The sequence below is a fragment of the Pontixanthobacter luteolus genome, assembly GCF_009828095.1.
In the GTDB taxonomy this organism is placed as follows: domain Bacteria; phylum Pseudomonadota; class Alphaproteobacteria; order Sphingomonadales; family Sphingomonadaceae; genus Pontixanthobacter; species Pontixanthobacter luteolus.
In genome coordinates, this window is record NZ_WTYP01000001.1 from 208,948 (window position 1) to 230,860 (window position 21,913).

The 21,913-nt window shown below is 59.0% G+C and carries 33 protein-coding genes and 1 tRNA gene; 6 read left to right on the forward strand and 28 right to left on the reverse strand.

Annotated elements, in window-relative coordinates; translation table 11 throughout:
- Positions 1–28 precede the first annotated feature (28 nt).
- Together GRI43_RS00935 and GRI43_RS00940 are read left to right on the forward strand one after the other, a co-directional pair.
- Positions 29–105 (forward strand) — tRNA-Arg (locus tag GRI43_RS00935).
- A gap of 175 nt (positions 106–280) precedes the next feature.
- Positions 281–622 carry a hypothetical protein gene (locus tag GRI43_RS00940; RefSeq protein WP_160729248.1) on the forward strand — a complete coding sequence of 114 codons (342 nt, stop codon included), beginning with the start codon at positions 281–283 and terminating at the stop codon, positions 620–622.
- 227 nt (positions 623–849) lie between these two features.
- Here the strand turns inward: GRI43_RS00940 and GRI43_RS00945 are convergent, their stop codons facing one another.
- From GRI43_RS00945 to GRI43_RS01025, 17 genes are all read right to left on the reverse strand, one after another.
- A complete protein-coding gene (locus GRI43_RS00945; RefSeq protein ID WP_160729249.1) occupies positions 850–1,107 on the reverse strand; it encodes a TrbC/VirB2 family protein in 258 nt (85 codons plus the stop codon).
- Position 1,108: 1 nt separating this feature from the next.
- Positions 1,109–2,092, reverse strand: a complete 984-nt coding sequence (gene virB11 / locus GRI43_RS00950; protein WP_235903553.1) for a P-type DNA transfer ATPase VirB11 — start codon at positions 2,090–2,092, stop codon at positions 1,109–1,111.
- A gap of 1 nt (position 2,093) precedes the next feature.
- Entirely contained in the window at positions 2,094–3,140 is a 1,047-nt protein-coding gene (locus tag GRI43_RS00955; RefSeq protein ID WP_235903554.1) for a TrbI/VirB10 family protein, read from the reverse strand.
- Positions 3,133–3,852, reverse strand: coding sequence for a TrbG/VirB9 family P-type conjugative transfer protein (locus tag GRI43_RS00960; protein WP_160729250.1), 720 nt, complete (start codon positions 3,850–3,852; stop codon positions 3,133–3,135). Before GRI43_RS00960 ends, GRI43_RS00955 begins: the two co-directional genes overlap by 8 nt.
- Positions 3,849–4,589, reverse strand: a complete 741-nt coding sequence (locus GRI43_RS00965) for a VirB8 family type IV secretion system protein (RefSeq protein ID WP_160729251.1) — start codon at positions 4,587–4,589, stop codon at positions 3,849–3,851. The genes GRI43_RS00960 and GRI43_RS00965 overlap by 4 nt, the downstream gene beginning before the upstream one ends.
- Positions 4,586–5,791 (reverse strand): type IV secretion system protein, encoded by a 1,206-nt coding sequence (locus GRI43_RS00970; protein ID WP_160729252.1) that lies wholly within the window; start codon positions 5,789–5,791, stop codon positions 4,586–4,588. The genes GRI43_RS00965 and GRI43_RS00970 overlap by 4 nt, the downstream gene beginning before the upstream one ends.
- Entirely contained in the window at positions 5,791–8,166 is a 2,376-nt protein-coding gene (locus tag GRI43_RS00975) for a VirB4 family type IV secretion/conjugal transfer ATPase (RefSeq protein ID WP_160729253.1), read from the reverse strand. Before GRI43_RS00975 ends, GRI43_RS00970 begins: the two co-directional genes overlap by 1 nt.
- The gene (locus GRI43_RS00980; RefSeq protein WP_160729254.1) at positions 8,145–8,432 is read right to left on the reverse strand and encodes a VirB3 family type IV secretion system protein; all 288 of its coding nucleotides are present in this window, start codon (positions 8,430–8,432) and stop codon (positions 8,145–8,147) included. The genes GRI43_RS00975 and GRI43_RS00980 overlap by 22 nt, the downstream gene beginning before the upstream one ends.
- 149 nt (positions 8,433–8,581) lie before the next feature.
- Positions 8,582–9,367 (reverse strand): NUDIX hydrolase, encoded by a 786-nt coding sequence (locus GRI43_RS00985; RefSeq protein ID WP_160729255.1) that lies wholly within the window; start codon positions 9,365–9,367, stop codon positions 8,582–8,584.
- A gap of 321 nt (positions 9,368–9,688) precedes the next feature.
- Positions 9,689–10,018 carry a Grx4 family monothiol glutaredoxin gene (gene grxD / locus GRI43_RS00990; RefSeq protein WP_160729256.1) on the reverse strand — a complete coding sequence of 110 codons (330 nt, stop codon included), beginning with the start codon at positions 10,016–10,018 and terminating at the stop codon, positions 9,689–9,691.
- A gap of 29 nt (positions 10,019–10,047) precedes the next feature.
- Positions 10,048–10,284 (reverse strand): BolA/IbaG family iron-sulfur metabolism protein, encoded by a 237-nt coding sequence (locus tag GRI43_RS00995; RefSeq protein WP_160729257.1) that lies wholly within the window; start codon positions 10,282–10,284, stop codon positions 10,048–10,050.
- 4 nt (positions 10,285–10,288) lie between these two features.
- Positions 10,289–10,612, reverse strand: coding sequence for a DUF1476 domain-containing protein (locus GRI43_RS01000; RefSeq protein WP_160729258.1), 324 nt, complete (start codon positions 10,610–10,612; stop codon positions 10,289–10,291).
- Positions 10,613–10,684: 72 nt separating this feature from the next.
- Positions 10,685–11,686, reverse strand: a complete 1,002-nt coding sequence (locus GRI43_RS01005) for an NADPH:quinone oxidoreductase family protein (RefSeq protein ID WP_160729259.1) — start codon at positions 11,684–11,686, stop codon at positions 10,685–10,687.
- Positions 11,683–12,285: a 3-isopropylmalate dehydratase small subunit gene (gene leuD, locus GRI43_RS01010; protein WP_160729260.1), complete on the reverse strand. Its 603-nt coding sequence runs from the start codon at positions 12,283–12,285 to the stop codon at positions 11,683–11,685. Before leuD ends, GRI43_RS01005 begins: the two co-directional genes overlap by 4 nt.
- Positions 12,285–12,452 (reverse strand): isopropylmalate isomerase, encoded by a 168-nt coding sequence (locus GRI43_RS01015; RefSeq protein WP_160729261.1) that lies wholly within the window; start codon positions 12,450–12,452, stop codon positions 12,285–12,287. Before GRI43_RS01015 ends, leuD begins: the two co-directional genes overlap by 1 nt.
- 46 nt (positions 12,453–12,498) lie before the next feature.
- On the reverse strand, positions 12,499–13,932 hold the full coding sequence (gene leuC / locus GRI43_RS01020) for a 3-isopropylmalate dehydratase large subunit (protein WP_160729262.1): 1,434 nt from the start codon (positions 13,930–13,932) through the stop codon (positions 12,499–12,501).
- A 73-nt stretch (positions 13,933–14,005) separates the two neighbouring features.
- The gene (locus GRI43_RS01025) at positions 14,006–14,467 is read right to left on the reverse strand and encodes a hypothetical protein (protein ID WP_160729263.1); all 462 of its coding nucleotides are present in this window, start codon (positions 14,465–14,467) and stop codon (positions 14,006–14,008) included.
- Between the two features lie 217 nt (positions 14,468–14,684).
- On the opposite strand from GRI43_RS01025, the gene GRI43_RS01030 reads away from it, so the two are divergent.
- Positions 14,685–15,089, forward strand: a complete 405-nt coding sequence (locus GRI43_RS01030) for an acyl-CoA thioesterase (protein WP_160729264.1) — start codon at positions 14,685–14,687, stop codon at positions 15,087–15,089.
- An 18-nt stretch (positions 15,090–15,107) separates the two neighbouring features.
- A complete protein-coding gene (locus GRI43_RS01035) occupies positions 15,108–15,626 on the forward strand; it encodes a sterol desaturase family protein (protein WP_160729265.1) in 519 nt (172 codons plus the stop codon).
- Between the two features lie 41 nt (positions 15,627–15,667).
- Here the strand turns inward: GRI43_RS01035 and GRI43_RS01040 are convergent, their stop codons facing one another.
- The 11 genes from GRI43_RS01040 to GRI43_RS13825 form a co-directional block, all read right to left on the reverse strand.
- Positions 15,668–16,015, reverse strand: coding sequence for a YbaN family protein (locus GRI43_RS01040; RefSeq protein WP_160729266.1), 348 nt, complete (start codon positions 16,013–16,015; stop codon positions 15,668–15,670).
- A gap of 1 nt (position 16,016) precedes the next feature.
- The gene (locus GRI43_RS01045) at positions 16,017–16,439 is read right to left on the reverse strand and encodes a SufE family protein (protein ID WP_160730561.1); all 423 of its coding nucleotides are present in this window, start codon (positions 16,437–16,439) and stop codon (positions 16,017–16,019) included.
- Positions 16,440–16,462: 23 nt separating this feature from the next.
- Positions 16,463–16,702, reverse strand: coding sequence for a hypothetical protein (locus GRI43_RS01050; protein WP_160729267.1), 240 nt, complete (start codon positions 16,700–16,702; stop codon positions 16,463–16,465).
- Positions 16,703–16,741: 39 nt separating this feature from the next.
- On the reverse strand, positions 16,742–17,008 hold the full coding sequence (locus GRI43_RS01055; protein WP_235903555.1) for a hypothetical protein: 267 nt from the start codon (positions 17,006–17,008) through the stop codon (positions 16,742–16,744).
- A complete protein-coding gene (locus tag GRI43_RS01060) occupies positions 17,005–17,304 on the reverse strand; it encodes a fructose-1,6-bisphosphatase (RefSeq protein WP_160729268.1) in 300 nt (99 codons plus the stop codon). Before GRI43_RS01060 ends, GRI43_RS01055 begins: the two co-directional genes overlap by 4 nt.
- Entirely contained in the window at positions 17,304–17,684 is a 381-nt protein-coding gene (locus tag GRI43_RS01065) for a hypothetical protein (protein WP_160729269.1), read from the reverse strand. The genes GRI43_RS01060 and GRI43_RS01065 overlap by 1 nt, the downstream gene beginning before the upstream one ends.
- Entirely contained in the window at positions 17,684–17,998 is a 315-nt protein-coding gene (locus GRI43_RS01070) for a hypothetical protein (protein WP_235903556.1), read from the reverse strand. The genes GRI43_RS01065 and GRI43_RS01070 overlap by 1 nt, the downstream gene beginning before the upstream one ends.
- A 25-nt stretch (positions 17,999–18,023) precedes the next feature.
- On the reverse strand, positions 18,024–18,401 hold the full coding sequence (gene pspC / locus GRI43_RS01075) for an envelope stress response membrane protein PspC (RefSeq protein WP_160729270.1): 378 nt from the start codon (positions 18,399–18,401) through the stop codon (positions 18,024–18,026).
- Positions 18,401–18,694: an envelope stress response membrane protein PspB gene (pspB, locus tag GRI43_RS01080; protein WP_160729271.1), complete on the reverse strand. Its 294-nt coding sequence runs from the start codon at positions 18,692–18,694 to the stop codon at positions 18,401–18,403. The genes pspC and pspB overlap by 1 nt, the downstream gene beginning before the upstream one ends.
- 4 nt (positions 18,695–18,698) lie before the next feature.
- Complete coding sequence (pspA, locus tag GRI43_RS01085) at positions 18,699–19,505, reverse strand: phage shock protein PspA (protein ID WP_420849992.1); 807 nt, start codon at positions 19,503–19,505, stop codon at positions 18,699–18,701.
- Positions 19,506–19,612: 107 nt separating this feature from the next.
- Complete coding sequence (locus GRI43_RS13825; protein WP_202391566.1) at positions 19,613–19,765, reverse strand: hypothetical protein; 153 nt, start codon at positions 19,763–19,765, stop codon at positions 19,613–19,615.
- A gap of 156 nt (positions 19,766–19,921) precedes the next feature.
- On the opposite strand from GRI43_RS13825, the gene pspF reads away from it, so the two are divergent.
- Complete coding sequence (gene pspF / locus GRI43_RS01090; RefSeq protein WP_160729273.1) at positions 19,922–20,959, forward strand: phage shock protein operon transcriptional activator; 1,038 nt, start codon at positions 19,922–19,924, stop codon at positions 20,957–20,959.
- Positions 20,960–20,992: 33 nt separating this feature from the next.
- Positions 20,993–21,853: a hypothetical protein gene (locus GRI43_RS01095; protein ID WP_160729274.1), complete on the forward strand. Its 861-nt coding sequence runs from the start codon at positions 20,993–20,995 to the stop codon at positions 21,851–21,853.
- The last annotated feature ends 60 nt before the right edge of the window (positions 21,854–21,913 follow it).

Here is a 21,913-nt window from a genome sequence, read left to right on the forward strand (position 1 = left end):
AAAAGCACGCTATGCGCGTGCCCGGCGCGCGCCCGTAGCTCATCTGGATAGAGCGCGAGACTTCTAATCTTGAGGCAGCAGGTTCGAGTCCTGCCGGGCGCGCCACTCATGAGAAAATCCAGAGTTCTGCAGTCTTCGGTATTACCTGCCTAGAATATGCTGGGCAACATACGACCGTTTGTTTCCTTCGTATGTCTCTTTTACCAGCTTTGTGCCTAAGAGCGGACGGGCAGCTAACGACGACATTGCGGACGTTGTTGAAGTCTCTAGAGTCTCAGAGATGCGCAGGAGCCTTATCTCCCCTCAGAACACACTTTGGCAGAACGTTTGGGGCGTGCTGGCAGCAGCTATCGTCATTCCGATTGCTTTACTGTTGAAGCTGGTGATGTTGCCCTTTGATCGCCCGATGAAGCGAACACCTGAAGAAGTTGAAGGTTACCTTCGTGACTTCATAGAGGGGACAGGTGAAGAGTGGGACTGGGACGATTTCGTCTCAATTGAAATAGCAGACACGCGCCTAGATTCGATAAGAGAGCGAGCGAGCAAGTTCCCAGATGTCGGGTCAGAGGAATTGAATGCGCTGCTGCGCGAGGCAGAGGAACTCTCATCCGTCCGTGACTGAACGCCCGCTCTCCACCCCACAACCGGACATAGGCTGAGATTCCCAAGCGGGAAAAATCGGAAGGTCTGCTTTTGCAAACTATAAAATCGACCTCGAATGTCAGGAATGAAGGCGTAAAGCTGCCGTTATGAGGGTAGGCGAGCTAGACTTCACCAATGATTACAGTGCCCATCACTTTCATGTCGGGGGCGCCACGACTTCTTCGAAATTTGCCCGCATATACCGGTTCAAACTGCGGAAATGAACGCCCCGGCAATAACCGGCGCGCCGAGCAAGATGAAACATCCCAGGACCACTCTCAGCGCATCACGGACCGCCAGCCTGCCGGTCATCAACAACAATCCGACAATCGCGACCGCTATCACGCATAGGCCAATCGCAAGGCTGCCGAGGGCTGTGCCGGTGATCCAGTCGATTGCTGCACCTATTGGCTGCGATCCGTCCGTTTCAAACAAGGAAACGGATGCGAAAAAATGACCCAGCATCCTATTCTGCAACCATGATCTGCGAGACCCGGCGTTTGCCCGAGCGTCTTTCCAATTGCACGAACACGTCGATGCTCTCGCGGACATAATGGCGCACATCGTCCCGGGACAGGCGCGACCCGGTTTGCAGAACCAGGAGTGCAAGCTGCTCAATAGCGCGCTGCGGCGTATCGGCATGGATGGTCGTGATAGAGCCGGGATGGCCGGTGTTGACCGCGCGCAGGAAGGTGAAGGCCTCGCTCCCGCGAAGTTCCCCAAGAATGATCCGGTCCGGCCGCATGCGCAGCGCAGCGATCAGCAAGTCTTCTGCGCTGACATCGGCTTCGCCCAGCCGGCCCCGCGCCGCCAGCAAGCCGACTGCGTTGAGATGGTCGAGCCGCAATTCTTCTGTATCTTCGATAAGGATCAAGCGCTCGTCTTGCGGAATTTCCGCCAGCAGTCCGTTCAGAAAAGTCGTTTTTCCTGTGGAGGTACCGCCCGAAATCAGGATGTTGCGCCGATCAAGGACTGCTCGCCGTAGGTACCCGGTTGCTTCGCCGCCCGACAGAGAGCGGTAGGTTCGCTGCTTATCAATTGCAGCCTCGCCCGATTGCAGCCCCTCGAAAGCTTCGGCGTCCTCCCAATCGGACAATTTGAGGTCGGAGGCGACGTGCCGCCGGATTGCTATCACATGGCCGCGCCGGGTTGCCGGTGGAGCGACAATTTGCACCCGCGATCCATCCGGCAGCGATGCCGCAAGCAGCGGCTGGCTGCGGTTGATCCCTTGCGAATTTGCAGCGGCGATCTGGCGTGAGAGCCGGCTGAGAGACTTCTCGTCCAGCCCTTCCACGGGCATCACTTCGATCCCCCCGCCAAGCGATTCAACCCAGATTTCGCCAGGCCGGTTGATAAAGATATCGGTTACGTCGGTACGCGCGAGCACGCCCGCCAGCGGGGCGAGAAAACTGTCTAGATAGTAACCGGTCTCCATCGCCTGAGTTTCCATCTCAGGAATCCACGGTCGAAAAGTCTAGGTCGCGGGCGACGAACACAGACACGCTTGTGCCGTGCTTTACCTTCAACGTCCGCTGCACGCGTTCCCGGTCCTGAACCTGAATGTTCTGCGTGCTGCCGGGTAAGGCAACCACCACGCCTTCTCCGGACGAAATCTCGTTGGTTCCAACGGCCACGCCGAGATCAAGTACGGTTTGCAAGATTGCACCGCCGAACCGTTGCAGGAATTTGCTGTCGACCTTGCCTTTCACACCTGCCCGTCCAAGCGGATCAGATGACGGTGAATTGAGCGCGATCGTGACGCCATCCGGACGTATCAGGCGGGTCCATTGAACCAGGGCGCGGTTTTGGCCCGGCTCAAGCCCCGGGTCATATTCGCCGTACAGGCGGCTTCCGCGTTGGATCAGGATGCGCGTTCCATCGAAACTGAAAACGTCGCGCTGGACCAAGGCGCGTGCTGCGCCGGAGCGTGTTGAATCGAGCGCGGTTTCCAGGACCGCCGGGATCACCGTACCTTGCGGGATCGTCTGCGACGGTTTGGCCAACCGGCCAGCACGAACTCGATCTGCAGAAACCGCGACGGACTGCTCACTATCCGGCGCAGCTGCGCGCAACGTTTGATCGAACACCACTGCGGGGCGCGGGTTTGGATCGACCGGCGTATAATAATCGTTTGGCGGTGCAGGCTGCGGCGCTGGCATGATTGCCGTACGCGGCGGCGACAAGGTCTGAGCTGTTACCGGCGCGGCTATTGGCCGGGCAAGAGTGCGAGGCCTTGCCACTGGCTGTGCGTTCGAAAACTCATTGGGCAGGGCGAGCGGCGGGGGCGCGGAAATGCGGCCTCCATCGGGCGCGGGGCGGAACGCGGTAGCCGGTGCCTGAATCTGCGCCCGATTGGCGCTGAGTGCACTGAATAGCCATACTCCGCCAAGCAGCAGAATTGCGAAGAACACCCACATCCCGGCATTGCTGGCGGGCGCGGTGGCGACCACGGGGCGAATATCGTTTTCGGCATCGGCAATGTTTTGCGCATCAGCCATCGGTCTTCTCCCCGCTCTTGTTGCGGTTTGCCGTGGCCTTGTCCTTGTCGATACGGAAGACGAGCTGCGAATATACCCGGTCGATCACGAAAATTCCGTCCCGCATATAGCCGTTGACCACCTGTTCCTTGCCGGTCGGCCCAATCGAGAAAACTGCAGGAAGCAATTGTTCGGGGCCAAAGGCAATGCGGGTGCGGATACCGTTGTCGCTGATGCTGGCCGGGCGCACAGATGTGTCGCCTTTCACGCGGTATCTCCACACAATCCCCGCTGGCTTCGCGGTGACCTCCTGCGGCTGCTTTATGCCCGGATCATCGTAGTCTACTTTCACCAGATATGCGGCGGTCAGGCCGGTGTCGGTGCGAAGGGTGAAGCGGTAATCGCGGCGATCTGTTTGTACCACAATCCCGCTGCCAACGCTTCTGACTTGCGGCAGGATCAGCAAACTGTCGAGTTCTCCGGACACGCGAATCTCGACTGTGTTCTGATCGTCGACTGCGACGCGGCGAACCTGCTCTCCGGGTTCGAGCACGACAGTCAGGCCCGTATCGGGAAGCGCGGTAAGGATGATTTCCTGCCCCGGTGTCCAGCGAACTGTTTGAAGGCGCGGATTTTCCGCGCTGGGCTGCGGCAGCACTTGCGCGGCGAGGGGGGCGCTCGCCGTCGCCGAACTCAGCGCAAGTATAGCGGCAAGAGATGCTGCAAGCCTCATTCCTGCACAGCCCCCGGCTGCGCACGCAGGCGTGCAGGCTGCTGCGTAACGAAGGTTTCCGGCAGAGCCTCCGCATCGCGGCGGTAACGGGTCACCTGAAAGCCAAGCGGATTGATCAGCCTGTCCGCCTCGCTCATTTCTGAGTTGGAAAATTGATAATCGATCACTGCGGCCCAACGGGCGATTGGCTGGGGCTGCCCGCCGGGGTCGGTGCGGGTGGTCGCAAAGCGGACAAGCGAACGGTTTGCCGCCAATGAAGATACGCTGGTGATTTCGGTTCGGATGGTCCCGCCGCGCGGCATGTATGCCAGCGGGCTGGACGGATTGTTTGCCTGCATCAGATTGCTGTAGCGCTGGCGTGCGCTGCCCTCGGTCCAAAGTGATACCTTGCGAAAATCATCCTGCACGCTGTCTGCGTCAAAGCTCTCGCGCGCGATCACGTACTGGACCAGGAAAGATCGGGTCAGCGCGGCATCCGGGGTGATTGTCTGGGCATCCAGCGGCGCCAGCGCTTCGACATTGCCGGTCTGGCGATCGACTAGCAGTGTGTATGGCTCAACCGTCTTGAGCGGGATCAGGTATACAAGCGCGATCGCTTCCAGCAGCGCAATCGCAGCGGCGACGGCGGCAACGATCCAGGCACGGCGGCTCGATTTTTCCAGATCGTCGGTCACACTGCGAGACCAGCTATCGTCGATTGCCAGATCGTCGATGTCCTGATGATCATAATGGTTCATTGGCTGCTATCTCGATTGCGGACTGCCTGACTGCTGCGATGGGCGGTTCGCCGGTATGAACTTCCCAAGCGGGCGGCGCTGGTTGCAGGCGATGCTGGTTGCCCGTTGGAAGGCGCTGCGGCGGACCGTTCTGCTTCGAGAGACCGGAATTGAGCGCGGCCTCCGGTGTTGCCATTTTCCCGGCGGACAATTGTTTCGACATGATCCGAAATGCGCTCCGCACGGCTTTGGTAGACCGTTGTGGCCGCCGCCGGACTTGTTTCAAACTGGCTGGTAAAAATGTTTGTGGCAGGCGCGGCGCCCGGTAAATTCACCGATATCCAGCCGCGATTGAAGGCGACTTTCGCGAGGAGCCAGACCATCGCCAGCTGGATGACCGCGAATCCGCTGCTGATCGCCAACATTTCCATTGGCGCGGAAGGGGTCGCATAGCCCAGATTGCGAACCCTTATGGCATCTGCGAGCCACGGTTCCAGAATTGACAATTGCATCGCCAGTACGGCGGTGACCCCGATCGATCCGATCATGGCGAGAACCAGTCCGCGCAGCCAGCCTGCAAAGATGCCTCTTGTCTGTTCGAACAATAGCAGCCCCGCCGCGAGCGGGGCCAAGGCCAACAGCAACGCCGCGGCGAGACGCAGTAAGCCCAGCGATGTGATTATCCCGCCAAGATAGGCGAGGCGTCCATATCCAAGGGCGGTATCATCCTGCAGCGCTGTGCCGGAAAAGCTCGCGCCCGTTTCGCTACCTTCCAGAAAAGCACCAGTGTTTCGGCCCGTGCCCAGCTCCGCGAGGCGGACCATGGCAACATCGACCTTTTGCAGGCGCTCCGCAAACTGGCTGCTGCCATCGGAAAGCGATGGGGAAACCATAGTATTGGCGATCTCTGCCGGCCCATCGAGGACTAGGTCATGCACCACTGTCCTGAATGCAGGCCACGAAAACGCCAGAGTGATAACAATCCCGATCTTGATCACGTCACCGATCACATCGCGCGCTCCGGGCGCAGGTCCGAACAGCAAGCGTATCCCGAACAGCGCGACGAACAAGGTCAGCAAGCCGGCCATAAGGGTGGCTGCGACTGAGCCCGGCTGGCCCAGCGCCTGATAGCCGTAGCTGCCCAGCAATTGCGTCTGACAATCGATGTGACCGATTACCCGCAGCAGGAATTGGTCACCGGTGATGATTGCCGGACAAGCCATCAGGCTGCCTTCTCGATCAGCAAATGCATCCAGTTGGCCGGATCCGTGCCGGTTCTGGGCACCAATTCATCGAAAATGCGCACCGTGCTTTCGCGGCCTGACAGGATGGTGAGAAGGTCCCGTTCCCCCGAGAGGTCTAGCCGCGCAACCACGCTGTCTTTGCCGTGACGGATCAGGAAACAGTGCGAGCTGTCCGGCAGTGTCCGGATCAGGTCGAATTCGTGGGGGCTAAGGCCAAATCCGTGAATATAATCCTCGGCGCGCGCTTTCGGATTAATCATGAAAATCTGCGTCGCAGCCTGTTCGATGATCGCACTGGCAATCTTGCTTTCCAGTGCATCCTGCGCGCTCTGCGTGGCGAAGCCCACGATCCCGTTGCGTTTACGGATCGTCTTTTCCCAGTCCTTGATGCGGCGCACGAAAACCTCGTCGTCCAGTGCCTTCCAGCCTTCGTCGACGACGATGATCGTCGGTAAACCATCAAGCCGTTCTTCAACGCGGTGGAAGAAATAGGCCATTGCGGGTGTTCGGGCGACCGGATCATCCAGAATGGCAGTCATGTCGAACCCGACCGTTTCGGCGGTCAGGTCGGTCTTGTCTTGTGCATTGTCGAACAACCAGGCGCGTTCCCCGTCGCCCCACCATGGCCGCAGCCGCGAATACAGATCGCCCGATTTTGGCCGGTCGGACCCGCGGAACAGTTCGGCAAGGTGACGCAGCCGGCGCTTGGGGACAGGTTGCTGGAAATTCGTCTCGATTGCGTCGCGAACTTGCTCCAGCTCGCTGCTGTCGAGCGCACCGGCCAGCATCGAAATCCATTCGATCAGGAATTGCCGGTTTCCAGGATTGTCGGGCAGTTGGAGCGGGTTCAGACCGGAAGCCGCTTCTGGCCTGAGACGGTCGTAGGTGCCGCCAATTGCGCGAATAAACAGTTCCGCACCGCGGTCCTTGTCGAAGAAGATGGTGCGCGGTTTGAACTTGCGCGCCTGTGCCAGCAGAAAATTGAGCACTACGGTCTTGCCCGAACCGGATGGGCCGATAATCGTGAAATTCCCCAGATCGTTCTGGTGAAAATTGAAGAAATACGGTCCAGCGGCGGTCGTCTCAAACAGCGAGACCGCTTCGCCCCAGTGATTGCCATGCAACCGCCCGACGGGGAAGTTGTGGAGACTGGCGAGCCCCGCAAAATTGGTCGTTGAAACCAGCCCCTTGCGCGCGAGATACTTGAAATTACCGGGGAATTGCGACCAAAAGGTCGGCTCCAGCGCAATATCTTCGCGCACTGCATTGATGCCCAGATCGGCCAGCATCGCGATCACTTCAGCGACCTGGGTGTCCAGTTTTGCAAGGTCGCTGGCGTGAACGGCAATAGTGGTATGGTGTTCGCCAAACCCGGCGCGGCCGGCAGCGACTTCATCCTTGGCGACAGAGAGTTCATCGCGCAGCGAAAGCGCTTCATCTTCCGCCGACCGCATTCTCCGCAGAGCCAGATTCATGCGGCCAAGTGCCTCGCTGCGTTCCACGAATGCGAAGCTCTGGCTCACATTCAGCTCAAACGGCATCCGGTACAGTTCATCGAACATTCCAGGCATGGTCCGGCCCGGGTAATCCTTGATCGAAACAAGCGCGGTAAACTTGCGCGGCTGATCGCCGTTACGCCCAAGCTCGACCGTATCGAGCCCGAAGCTTAGCCGGCGCGAAGGGATGTGATGGCCGAGATCCCCGTGCGGAATGCCGACCGGCCGCATGTCGGAATTGAACAGATAGGACAGGAATTCGAGCGGTTCGGATCGCCGGCTATCGTCCGTTTCATACGCAGATAGCAGATGCGGATCGTATGAACCGAGCGCCGCCACCAGAGCTTCGCGGGCATTGTCCAGCGCGTGCTTCTCGATCGCGATACTGGCGGCTTTGTTGGAGGATGATCGTGCGAACCAGCTGCGCGCGCGGTCCGCCAGACCTATCTTGCCCTGCAAAGGCCGGCGTACGAGAGTCAGAAACAGTTCGTTGATATACAGCTGCTTGGAGCCGAGCCGGTTTTTCCAGCGTTTGTCGAGCCGCTGCGAAAAATCGTCGCGGTATTCCCCGTCCAGTGCCACGTCCGCGCGGCGGCGTACCACGTGATGATACAGGGCGAAGCGAGAAGTACCCACAGCCCGCAGCATCGCGTCGCGCAATTCCGCACGGTAATTCAGTTCATCGCTGTCGGCCGTTTCAAACAGCAAGCCGCCCAGCCGGATGGTTTGCATCAACAGGCCGTCGCGTGTCTCGATCGTGACGTCATCGATATGCCGTGCATAGGGAAGGTGCGCGCCGGCAGGGGCCTCGCGCGCAACAACTTTGGGGTCGCGGGTCAGGGCCGGTAGGAATTGCATCGCCACAGATCGTAGTTTTTCACGCGCGGACAATTGCGCACCTTGGTGATCCAGAGGTCGAAGAAACGTGGTTCATGGAGGCACATCAGCATACCGATCCCGTGCAGCACCAGCGCAGCAAGCAGCACCCAGATGCTGCGAAAAACCAGAAACAGTTCAACCGCAACGATAAGATTGATGACAAAGAATGTGTATGTCACACCGGCGAACATCTGCGGACGCGTTAACGCCACAAACAGTGTATCCTGCCGCAATCCATCACTCATCAGCGCCCCCTCTGATTAGCCGGTTCTAGGAATCTCTTGGATTCGCCCTCAAGCAACAGGGGTAGCGCGTGGCGCGCGCGGAGTCATGTGATTACTCCCTTGTGGCCATTCGCGGGACAGCTTGACCTTAAATCACGAAGGCGCGAAATCTATCCGCGCATCACATCGCCGAGCGGTTCGCCCGACACCGGATACCCGGCGTCATCGGGTATGCACAGCCACTGGGTGCCGTCACGTTCTTCGGTGAAGGGCGTAATCGTCTTGACCGGATGACGCGCGCAATCAGCAGCAGCGTCACTGAAATTGGTGAATTGGGCCAGCCGTTCAAGGTTGCGTCTGGTGGGGTAAATGATGGTCAAATCGCCCGCCGCCGCCGCATCCAGCGCTCCTTGGGCAGTGATCCAGTAAAGCTTGGTATTCTCGGTTTCGTCTACCGTGATGTCGACCGCGCCGGTGCCGAGATCGGCCAGGTAGAAGCGGGTGTCGAACACACGTGGAAGCTTCTCGTTCTTGGGAAACCAGCGTGAAAACGGGACGACCTCATTCAGATCGATCTTCCAGCTCATAGCGTCGAGGACAGGGGCGAGTTCGCGTTTTTCCAGCAGCAGGTTGCGCGCGGCTTTCGCGCGTTCGGCATCGACCTCGCCATGGATGCCGATGGCAAGCCCGGTTTCCTCCAGTGTTTCCCGGATGGCTGCGACACGGTGCGCGGCCTCGTCCGGGTCAAGATCGGTGGCAAGCGTTCGGGCCAGATCGAAGTCTTCCTGGTCCACCCGGCCGCCCGGAAACACTGCGGCACCGCCGGCGAATGACATGGAACGGGATCGGGTGACCATCAGGATTTCGGGCGGCAGTCCATCAGGAGAGCGGCGAAATACCACGACTGTTGCTGCAGGGATGCCGTCTGGCGCTTCGTTCGCATTCTGATTGGTCATGTAAGTCATGTGCCGCAGACTGGGACTATTGCCAAGTGCCATGGATCGGGGCTGCAGAAACGCTTGATGCAAAGTGCTTGGTTGAGTGTCGGTAGAGTTTACACGTCGCCGTCCGGCTAATCCCTGTTAACCACTGTGAGGCGTACAATCGAGGGGCTGCATGAAACTGGCACGCTCTGTGCATTATGTTCCATGTCTAAATGGTCTTCGATATGAGGCGGAACCTTCCTGGTCTCCCGGTTCGGCCTCCCCGAAAAGAAAAGGCTCCACTCGCATATCGCGGTGGAGCCTTTTTCTTTTTGCTACCGAATGGATGGATGGTCAGCTTGCCTTGGCAACGCCTTTTTCATCCATCAGTGTCTGCAATTCGCCCGCTTCGAACATTTCCATCATGATGTCGCTGCCACCGACGAATTCGCCTTTGACGTAAAGCTGGGGAATGGTCGGCCAGTCGGAATACGATTTGATACCCTGGCGGATTTCCATGTCCTGCAGCACATCAACGCTTTCATATCCCACGCCGCAATGATCGAGAATCGCGATGGCACGACTGGAGAAGCCGCATTGCGGGAAGAGCGGGGTGCCCTTCATAAACAAGACGACATCGTTTTCGCCTACGACTTTGGAAATGCGATCGTTGGTTTCAGACATATTTCTACTTCCGGGTAATTCTTATCTGGTCAGGAGGTGGGAACGACCGTCGTCAGTTGCAAGGCGTGCAGGACGCCGCCCATTTTTCCGTCGAGCGCTTCGTAGACCAGTTTGTGCTGCTGGACGCGGCTCTTGCCGGCGAACTGCGGTGCGGTGACCTTGGCTGCCCAGTGATCACCATCCCCGGCCAGATCGGTCATTACGACCTCTGCGCCGGGGAGGGCGGATTTGATCATCGTTTCGATTTCGGTGCCGGACATCGGCATCGGATCAGGACTCGCCCATCAATTGGCGGCGAGCCTCGACAGATTTTTGCTCGAGCGCAGTGCGAACACCGCTTTCATCGATGTCGACACCAGCAGCGGTCAGATCGCCCAGCAGCTTGCGGATCACGTCCTCGTCGCCGGCTTCTTCGAAATCGGCCTGAACCACGGCCTTCGCATAGGCTTCGGTTTCTTCGCTGGTCAGTTCCATCTTTTCCGCAGCCCAATGGCCGAGCAGACGGTTGCGGCGTGCAGCGATCTTGAATGCGTTTTCTTCATCGAAAGCGTATTTCGCTTCTTCGCCTTTTTCGCGGTCTTTGAAATCGGTCATAAGTCCCTCTTAAATCGTTACCTATGGCAGATAGGCATGGAGGTCAGTCGCGGCAAGCCGCGAAATCCCGGATCAGCTATCCATGGTGACGACCAGCTTCCCGATTGCTCCGCGGTTTTCCAGCTTCGAGATCGCTTCGTGGGCGCGTTCCAGCGGATAGGTTTCGCTGATCAGCGGGCTGATCTTGCCTTCTTTCCAAAGGCGGAACAGTTCTGCGATGTTGGCTTCGTTCTTGCGCGGTTCGCGCATTGTGAAAGCGCCCCAGAAGACGCCGCGAATATCGCAGCTTTTCAGCAGAGTGAGGTTCAGCGGCATTTTGGCGATACCAGCAGGGAACCCGACCACAAGAAAGCGGCCTTCCCATGCGATCGCGCGCAATGCAGGTTCCGAATAATCGCCGCCGACAATGTCGTAGACAATATCGGCACCGTCGGGCCCGACCGCATCCTTGAACGCTTTCGACAGCGCCTTTGAAGTATCCTTGTCGAACGGAGCGCGCGGGTAAATCACGACCTCGTCCGCGCCTGCCTTGCGGGCAACCTCGCCCTTTTCCTCGCTGGAAACCGCAGCGACTACGCGCGCGCCGTAGGCCTTGCCCAGCTCAACCGCGGACAGGCCGACACCGCCAGCAGCGCCAAGCACAAGCATGGTGTCACCCGGCTTGATGTCACCCCGGTCCTTCAGCCCGTGAATGGTTGTACCGTAAGTCATCAGCAGCGCGCTGGCTTCGGGCAGGTCAACGAAGTCAGGCACAGCGAACAATTTGTTCGCCGGTGCAACGACCATTTCCTGCAAGCCGCCATTGCCGATCCCGGCGAGAACCTTGTCACCGACTTTCCAGCCTTCGACGCCTTCGCCAAGTGCTGCAATCGTACCGGAGATTTCACCGCCTGGTGCGAACGGGCGGGGTGGTTTGAACTGGTACATGTCGCGGATGATCAGCGTGTCGGGGAAATTGATCGCACAGGCGGCAACCTTGATCAGGACTTCGCCCTTGCCCGGTGTTGGCGCATCAATTTCTTCGACGACCAGAGTTTCCGGCCCGCCTACTTCTTTCGATAACAGTGCTTTCATGCGGCAATCTCCGTCCCTTTTGCGAGCCACGGCATCGTTTGTGCCTGGTTCTTTTCATATTGCGAAATCGCATCGCTGCGTTCGAGTGTGAGGCCGACTTCATCGAGCCCTTTGCTAAGGCAATCCTTGCGAAACGGATCGACTTCAAAGGTGAAGCGATCCTGGAACGGAGTCGTGACAGTCTGGCTTTCAAGATCGACGGAAATCGGATCGGTCTTCGCGACTTCCATCAGCCGGTCGATCTGCTCCTGCGGCAATTCAACCGTGAGGATGCCGTTCTTGAAGGCGTTGCCTGAGAAAATATCGGAAAAACTAGGCGCGATCACAGCTGTCACGCCCATGTCGAGCAGTGCCCAGGCGGCATGTTCGCGGCTGGATCCGCAACCAAAATTGTCACCTGCGATCAGTATTGGGGCGCCTTGATATTCCGGGTCGTCGATCACGTTGCCGGGCTGGGCGCGAACGGTTTCGAATGCGCCCTGCGCCAGCCCGTCGCGGCTGATGGTTTTTAGCCAAGCAGCGGGAATGATAACATCGGTATCGACGTTCTTCGCGCCGTAAGGAATGGCCCGCCCTTCGATCGAGGAAACAGGATCCATCAATCGGTTTCCGGTTTTTCGCCCGAAGGGATTGTGCCGGGCTGCTCGGCCTTCTTTTCCTTGCGCTTGGATGCGTAAAGCAAGGCGGCGGCAACTGCTGCTGAACCAATGGCGGCGGCACCGAGTGCGGCTTTCCCGCCGAGCGATTTTGGAAGTTTCTTGGTCATGACTTTTCAATGGTGAAGCAAGCGCGGCGTGGCAAGGGCATTCGGCTCATTTCACCAGTTCCCTGACATCAGTCAGCTTGCCTGTAACCGCCGCGGCGGCGGCCATTGCCGGGCTCATCAAATGGGTGCGCGCGCCCGGACCTTGCCGGCCCACGAAATTGCGATTGCTGGTGGAGGCGCAGCGTTCCCCGGCGGGCACCTTGTCCGGGTTCATGCCGAGGCAGGCAGAACAGCCGGGTTCGCGCCATTCGAGGCCCGCGTCGATGAAGATTTTGTCCAGCCCTTCCGCTTCTGCGTGCTGCTTCACCAGGCCGGAACCCGGCACGACAATCGCCCACTTTACATTGGTTGCAATCTTGCGTCCGCGCAGAACATCGGCCGCTGCGCGCAGGTCTTCGATCCGGCTGTTTGTACAACTGCCGATAAAGACATTCTGGACTTCGACATCGGACAGTTTCTGGCCCGGTTCGAGGCCCATATAAGACAGGCTCTTGCGGGCGGCTTCCTGCTTGTTCGGGTCTGCGAAACTCATCGGATCCGGAACGCTGCCGCCGATTGCAGAGGTGTCTTCCGGGCTAGTGCCCCAGGTGACGGTGGGCTCCACATCTGCGGCATCAATCGTTACTGACTTGTCGAACACCGCACCATCATCGGTATGTAGGCCGCGCCACCATTCAACCGCCTTGTCCCAATCCTCGCCTGTGGGGGAAAGCGGACGGCCTTTGAAATAGGCGAATGTCGTTTCGTCAGGTGCGATGAGACCGGCCCGGGCGCCGCCTTCGATCGACATGTTGCATACCGTCAGGCGGCTTTCCACGCTCATGCGCTCGAACACTTTGCCGCGATACTCGATCACATGCCCGGTGCCGCCGGCAGTGCCGATAACACCGATGATATGGAGGATCAGGTCTTTGGAGGTTACACCCGGCCCCAATTCGCCGTTCACGCGGACTTCCATCGTCTTCGACTGTTTCAGCAGAAGCGTCTGCGTGGCGAGCACGTGCTCGACCTCGCTGGTGCCGATCCCGAAAGCGAGCGCGCCAACGCCGCCATGCGCCGCGGTATGGCTGTCACCGCAAACGATCGTCGATCCGGGCAGTGAAAACCCCTGCTCGGGTCCGACCACATGGACGATTCCCTGTTCTGCAGCGGTCGCGCCGATATAGCGAATGCCGAAAGATGGCGCGTTTGTTTCAAGCGCCTCCAGCTGCGCTGCGCTTTGTGGGTCAGCAATCGGGATCCGGTTGCCCGCAGCATCGACGCGCGGGGTCGTGGGGAGGTTGTGATCGGGCACTGCAAGCGTCAGGTCAGGCCTGCGGACCGTGCGGCCCGCAAGGCGCAATGCCTCGAATGCCTGCGGACTGGTGACCTCGTGAACGAGGTGGCGATCGATGAAGATCAGGCTGGTCCCGTCGTCGCGGGTTTCCACGACATGGGCATCCCAGATCTTTTCATACAAGGTGCGGGGGCGACTGGCCATGACTTGCGCCTAGGCTGGCCGCCCCCGCCGGGCAAGAGAGGAAAACTTGACCCCTCTCAATGGATATCAGCGGTCAGTACCGGCTGCGATATGATCGGCGCTGGTCGTAACGGGCGCTACGATTGTATTGTGCGCGGTTCAATGCATCATATGCCTGTTCGATCCGCCAATTGAGTGCGCTGCGATCCTGCCGCGAAAGGCCATTGCGTGCGAAAGCGGCGTATGCACGTTCAACTGAGTGGATCCGTGCGCGGACGCTGCGGGTTTCTGCGCGAGTGAGTTCGCCGCTGCGACGAGCCTGCCGGAAATCTTGCCTCAATGTATCGATACGGCGGTCGATACGGTTGGCCTTCCGGTTGTACCTCTGACGGTCATACCCTTGGCGGTCGTATCCGCGATAGGAGCGGGCATCGGAATATGTGGTCTGCTGGTGCTGCGACCATCCGTTTGCCGGGGCAGCATAAGCGGGTGCTGCTACACCGATTGCAAGGGCCATTGCGGCTGTTGGGGCCAATGTCTTGAGCGAGAGTGTCATGGCGGCTCCTTTCGTTTGTCTGCCATCTGTTTGTTCAGGTTTATGGCCCTGAATATGAACAATAGCGGAATGCATGATTTCAGTGTCTGTTATGATCGGAGCGGGGTGATGATGTGGATGCTGCAATAGCGGCCATTGTGTCACAGCCCGCCTTCAGAGCAGGATGTGTGTGAACATCTTCATGGAAAAGTCATCTTGTAGTGGCTAACTGACAAACATGTCAGCAGCGCCCTACACATTCCCGATCAAGATCATGCCAACCGATATCGATTTCATGGGGCACGTGAACAATGCCCGATATCTCGGATGGGTACAGGATGCCGTGCTGTCGCACTGGCGCAACATCGCGCCTGCAGATGCGGTGGCGAGCCGCGCATGGGTCGCGCTGAAGCACGAGATTACCTATCGCAAGCCGGCATTCCTTGAAGATACCGATGTGGTTGCGGAAACCGTGCTTGAGCATATCAAGGGCGCTCGGGCATTCTACAACACGGTAATCCAGCGCGGTGAAGAAGTGCTGGCTGAAATCCAGTCGAGCTGGTGCTGCATCGACGCGGAAACTCTGCGTCCGGCGCGCATCGGGGAAGAGATTTCCCGGTTCTTCTTTTCCAAGCCGGAATAAACTATATTGGCTGAGGCCATGGAATTCCTGCTCCCCATCCTGATCATAATTGCGACCGTCGCCGCGATGGAGTGGGTTGCATGGGCGAGCCACAAATACATCATGCACGGTTGGGGTTGGGGATGGCACCGCGACCATCACGAACCGCATGAAAACCTGCTGGAAAAGAACGATCTATACGGCGTGGTCGGCGCGGTCATGAGCATTTCTATGTTCGCCCTGGGCAGCGAATGGGTGCTGGGCGGTGACGCCTGGCCGCCTGCGACATGGATCGGCATCGGCATTCTGGCCTACGGTATCATTTATACGTTGGTGCATGACGGTCTGGTCCATCAGCGCTATTTCAAATGGGTTCCCAAGCGCGGCTATGCCAAGCGGCTGGTTCAGGCGCACAAGCTGCATCACGCCACGATCGGAAAAGAAGGGGGCGTCAGCTTTGGCTTCCTGCTCGCTCGCGATCCGGCGAAGCTGAAGGCTGACCTCAAGAAACAGCGCGAGGCAGGCATTGCGATTGTGCGCGAGAGCGTGGGCAGCTGATCACAGGGGATTGCCAGCCGCAAAGGTCTGGCATCGCCGCGCTATTCTGCCCGCGTCGCGATCCATGTGCCGCAAATCACCAGAACTGCGATTGATATATAGGCGTAGGGAAAGCCGAGCGAGTACCACGTAAATCCGACCCCGGCCGCCATCGCCAGTATCGCCATTGTTTTCGACTTGCGCGAAATTGCCCGCCGCTCGCGCCAGTCACGCAGCTGAGCGCCCCATTGTGGGTGATTCAAAAGGCGCTGTTCCCATTCCGGATTGCTCCGCGCGAAACAGAACGCAGCCAGCAGCAGGAACGGAACTGTCGGAACGATGGGCAGGGCAGCGCCAATCGCGCCAAGGATGACCGACAAGATTCCCGCAACAAGGAAAAAAGGCCGCATATCAGCCGGTCTCGGCCGTGCCTGATGCAATGCGGCCGGCGTGCTCCTTAACCAGGGCAATCATGTTGGGAATGCCCTGAGTGCGATTGGAACTCAGCTGATTCTTGAGGTCGAACGGGGAAAGCGCGCCGGTGACATCCATGTTCGCGATGTCGGTTGCCGGTTTGTCCTGCACCGCCGAAATAACCAGCGCGACGATACCCTTGGTTATCGCGGCATTGCTGTCTGCCAGAAAGTGCAGCTGGCCGGCCTGTTCGGTCGGATAGACCCAGACGCTGGCCGAACATCCGCGGACAAGCGTTGCGTCGGTTTTCAGCGCGTCGGGCATTTCATCAAGCTCGCGGCCCAATTCGATCAACAGGCGATAGCGCTCGTCGCCTTCGAGAAATTCGTATTCTTCCTGGATGTCTTCAATTGTTCGCATTCCAGCCATTTAGTGGCTGCAGCCTACAAATCCACCCCGCTGGCAATCGCTTCCAGTTTGCGCAGCCGTTCCTTGAGGTCGGCAATTTCGATGCGGGCCGCGCCAATGCTGGAGCCGCCGTCGATTTCCTGGCGCGGGTGGCTCTCGCGCTCCAGCTCGCGTTCTTTCAGTGCCAGCCAGCCCTGCCAACCGCGCAGCGCGATAAGGGCGACGAACACGATGCCGATTATCACGGCGCTGGAAACTATGATCTGTTCGGTCATTTCACAATTCCTCCCGCAGTGCTCCCTGCACCGCTTCGATTACTTGTCCCTGAGGTTCTCGATCTCTTGCGAGATTTCCTGTATCTTGCGGCTCTCGGTCGTATTCGCGTCGGTCGCGATCCGTTCGAGAACCTTTATCCGTTCACGCAATTCCTTGAGCTCGCTCTGGGCAATCTGATCGGCCTGCCGGTCCGGCTGGTGGTCGCCCACTGTGCCGGTTTCGCGGCCGTTCTTCGCTTTCATGGCCTGAACCACGCCCCAGACGGCGATGGCCACGATTGCAACGATTGCCCAGCTGCTCATCATGCTTTCTCCCGCTCGGCAGCCTGGAAGACGCTGTCAGGAAGGCTGCGCAGATCCTCGATCTGTGAAGCAAGATCCTGGCCGCGGTCGGTTGCCAGCCGTTCCAGCACGCGAACGCGCTGTTCGAGCTTTTCGATCTTTTTGGCCGAAGCCGAGGGGGCCGCATCGCTGCGCCCTCGCTCGATAGCTTCCTTGCGTTCCTTGTAGGCGATCTGGCGCTTGTGCATCGACGATCCGAAACCAAGCGATACGATTGTCACGATCAGGATGAAGCCGAAAATGATGGCCAGTTCGCCCATTAGCCGTGCACCTCTGCCTTGCGGTCGGACAGCGGCACACCGGCGCCAGAGCTGCTCTGGTCGCGCAGGCGTTCGATTTCATTGCTGACGCTGAATCCGCTGTCGGTAACGATGCGTTCGACATTGGCGAGGCGATCTTTCACCGCGCTCAGTTCAGCACGCATTTCGGCGTTTTCCTGGGTCAGCAGGGTAACGCGCTGTGCGGTCTGCCCGTCAGTGCTGGGCTTGAGCGACTGGCCCCACATCCCTTCGAGCGGATAGCCATGCTTGATCTTGAGCTTGGTCGTGTGGATCCATCCGGCCACACCGGCAGCGCCGATTGCGAGGGCTGCTCCGATGATCCAGGGCAGATGGGGGACTACTGTAGCTTCGGCTAGCATCAGACGTTTTCCTTCTTCGAAATGTTCAGCGGAGTGCCGCGATCGCTGGCTTCCACTTCGCGCTGGTCGCGAAGGGCCTCGATCTGCGTGGCAATGTCATAGCCGCGGTCGGTAATGATGCGTTCCAGAACCTGGACGCGCTGTTCCAGTTCCGCGACGTGGCTGACATATTGCGCAGCCTTTTCAGAGCTGGCCTCGGCTGTGGCGCTGATGCGCTTTTCCTCCAGCTTTTTCTGTTTCGATATCCAGACTATTCCGAGAACCATCAGGAATGGCGCTGATACCGCCACTAGTCCTGTAAGATCACCGATCATTGTATTTCCCCTCAAGAATTCAGTGTTAGCGCAGACGCTCGATTTCGGCGTTCAGGCGCGGATTGCTGGAAACGTAATATGTTTCCACGTCGGCCAGGCGGCGGTCGATGTCGCGCATCCGGCTGCGGATTTCGCGGGCGGTGCGCTGCGGGCTCTGGCGAACACGCTGCCAGTATTTCTGCTCTTCCTTGTCCACGTAAAGGTGCGAAGGCTTCTTGTTCAGCAGCAGGCCCGCGATGAAATAGAACGGGATGGTCGAACCGCCGGTCATGAAGGTCAGCATCAGGACGCCAAGGCGGATCCACAGTGCGTTGACCCCGGTGTAGTCGGCAATGCCGGAACACACACCCATGAGTTTCGCATTCTGCTTGTCGCGGTACAGTGTGGTGCGTTCGCTGGTCATTACTGTGCTCCCTTCTTCTCGGCGAGCAGGCGGTCCAGCTCGCGCAATTTCTGATTGTCGATTTCGCGGTCATGCATCAGGCGTGGGCGCTCGAAATCGGGGTTGTCGGTTGCGACCAGGCGTTCCACCGTGTCCATCCGTTCGTCCAGACGCTTGGCCAGCTGGTAAAGGTCTTCCAGCAGTTCCTCGTCGTCGGTGGTGATCGTCGCGGCGGTTTTCCACTTCGTGATGTAGTGCAGGATGATCCACGGCAGGCCGATGAAAATGGCCGGTATGATGATGATCTCTTCCATTTGATCAGTCCTTCTTGTCTTCTGCGCCGCCTTTACCGAGCGCGCGTTTCATTTCTTCCAGTTCCTCGTCGACCTTGTCGGAGCCTTCGAGTGCAGCGATTTCGTCGGACAGCGACGGTTTGCCGCTGCTGTCGGCGATGGACAGCGCATCGGCGCGGCCTTCTGCGTAATCCACGCGGCGTTCGAGCTGGTCGAACCGGGCCAGCGCCTCGTCCGTACGCTCAGTGCTCATCAGCGTGCGCAGCTTCGCGCGGTTTTCTGCGCTCTCCAGACGCGCCGCAATGGCGGTCTGGCGGCTGCGGGCCTCGCGCAGGCGGTTCTGCAGCTTCGCGATATCCTGTTCGTAAGCGCGCAGGGCATCGTCGAGCACGGCGATTTCCGACTTGAGCTGTTCCGACATGTCGGACGCTTTCTTCTTCTCGACCAGCGCGGCGCGGGCCAGGTCTTCGCGATCCTTCGACAGCGCCAGCTGTGCCTTTTCGCCCCAGTCGGCCTGCAGCCGGTCCAGCTTGACCGTATGCCGGTGCATTTCTTTCTGATCGGCGATCGTGCGGGCCGCGCTGGCGCGCACTTCAACCAGGGTTTCCTCCATCTCGAGGATGATCATGCGGATCATCTTGGACGGGTCGTCCGCCTTGTCGAGCATGTCGGTGAAGTTGGCGGCAATGATATCACGGGTGCGACTGAATATTCCCATCAAGGGTACTCCGGAGTTAAACAGGTCGGAGCGACCGCCCTGCTGATGTGAAGACTGTGTTGGTGTAGGGCTCTGGCGGAGGCGTTCAACCTCTGCTTCGAAGCGCGACACGATATTTCGGGCCGGGGCGGGTCTGCCGTCGGGGGATAGGGGGGACAGTCGGCGGTCCCGCTCCAGCCCTAGGGGGTCCCGATCACTCGGGTTGTTGCTGGAAGGCCTGTTCATGCCAGCTCAACTGTTTCGCATTGCATGGCAGAGGCGTAAGCCGGGCTCACCTGCATTTGCGAGCTGAGTGCGACAAAGGCGCACATCGCTGCAACGCTGGCAATCGCGGCCTGGCCCAGTTTTGTCTGGAGAAAGCTGCGGTCAAACATGGCTTGGTTCCTTCCGAATTGGTTGTGTTCATGTAATAGCAAGGGGTGTGCCAAACTCGAATTAGTGAACAAAACCAGCTACTTGGATTGTAATGCGCAAATCGGCTATTGGTGCCTATTGCCAACATATGGGATTTCTCACTATAGGTTGGGGTGATGGAGCAGAAGAACCAGTTTATTGGCCAGTCCGGCGCGTTTCTCGATGCGGTCGAGCGGGCCAGCCGCGCTGCGCCGATGCGCCGCCCCGTGCTGGTGGTGGGGGAGCGCGGAACCGGCAAGGAACTGATTGCCGAACGTCTCCACCGCCTGTCCGAACGCTGGGGAGAGCCGCTGGTCACAATGAACTGTGCAGCCTTGCCCGAAACGCTGATCGAGGCCGAATTGTTCGGCCACGAAGCCGGTGCATTCACAGGTGCTACCAAAGCCCGCGCGGGAAGGTTTGAAGAAGCCGACAAAGGCACGCTATTCCTCGACGAACTGGGCACTTTGTCGATGGCTGCACAAGAACGCCTGTTGAGGGCCGTCGAATATGGCGAGGTGAACCGCATCGGTTCCTCCCGGCCGATCAATGTCGATGTGCGGATTGTCGCGGCGACCAACGAAAACCTGCCGCGGGCGGCGGAGGAGGGCACGTTCCGTTCCGACTTGCTCGACCGGCTGAGTTTCGAGGTTATTACCCTGCCGCCGCTGCGGGTGCGCGACGGCGATATCGAGGTGCTCACCGATTATTTCGGGCGCCGGATGGCCGCGGAAATCGGCTGGGATGGCTGGCCGGGTTTTGCCGATCACGTGATGCAGCAGCTCGATGAATACGCCTGGCCCGGCAATGTGCGCGAACTTCGCAATGTGGTGGAGCGGGCAATCTACCGGTGGGACAATTGGCATGAACCGATCGCCCATATCCAATTCGACCCGTTCGATTCGCCCTGGCAGCCTGCCGGTGAACCGTCGAGCCGGTCGGCAGCGCCGGCCGCCGCGAAAAGTGCAGAGCATTCAGCACCGGCCCAGAACCCGGCGGCGGATCTTGAGAATATCGACGATCTGCGCGCTGCGGTGGATGATCATGAACGTAGGATCGTGCAGCACGCTTTGGGCAAACATCGCTGGAACCAGCGGCAGACTGCCAAGGCGCTGGGCCTTACATATGACCAACTGCGCCATTGCATCAAAAAGCACGGCTTGGCAGAAGACTGATACATCGCCGTTCCGGTGAAAACGGGAAATTCCATGACCAAGTTCTCTCTCCTGCTGTTGGCTGCAGCGCTGGCGGCACCAGGCGCTGCAAACGCGCAGCCTTTCGATTTGCCCGAGGGTGTAGGGGTGGAGGAGCAGGCGACCCCGCAGCAGGAGGCGGCCAACCAGCGGGCCAGTGAACTGGGTTTGCAGATTTACCTGCATGACCAGGCGGCATGGCATGGCACCGACTGGGTCCGCGCCCGTCTCGATTTCGCCGATCACCCGGAAATCAAAGGGTATGTCACAGAGGAATTGGCCAGCGGTAATATCGGCCTTGTCTACTATGCCGAATTTGACGGGGCACTTTACGAGTTTGCCCGGCTGGAGATGGCTGGCGGCAAGGTCATTTCCGGCGAAATTATGCAAACGCCGCAAGATCATCCGCTTTCCCGTGATCTGCAGCGTCAGGTCGGGGCGAGACAGGCTGCGCTTGAACAAGGTGCAAAAGAGCAATTGCAGCTTTGTACCAGCGGGGCCGTGAACACGGTTATTTTGCCGCCAAGCGAGACTGGTGAGATACCGGTCTACCTGCTTTCAGCGCCGGTTGAACCTGGCCGCTTTCCGCTAGGAGGCCATTATCTGTTCAATGTCGATGCAGGCGGCAAAGTCGTCTCCGGGCGCGCATTCATGCACAGCTGCACCGATGTGCCGGTAATCAATCGGCACGTCATCAATGGACCGGAAAATTACACCACCGCGCATCTGCTCGACGATCACCCGAACGAGATACTTCATTATGTTGCGCGCAACATGAACCTGCCGCTGGTTATCGGAACCGGGAACGTACTTTGGACGCTCGACTACCGTGACAGCGCAGGCGGTGATCAGGATGAAGCCGGGGGCGGCGAATAAAGTTGCATTCGGGCAAAACAGTGCCTATCTGACCCCCATCCCGACATTGTGACTGCAAAG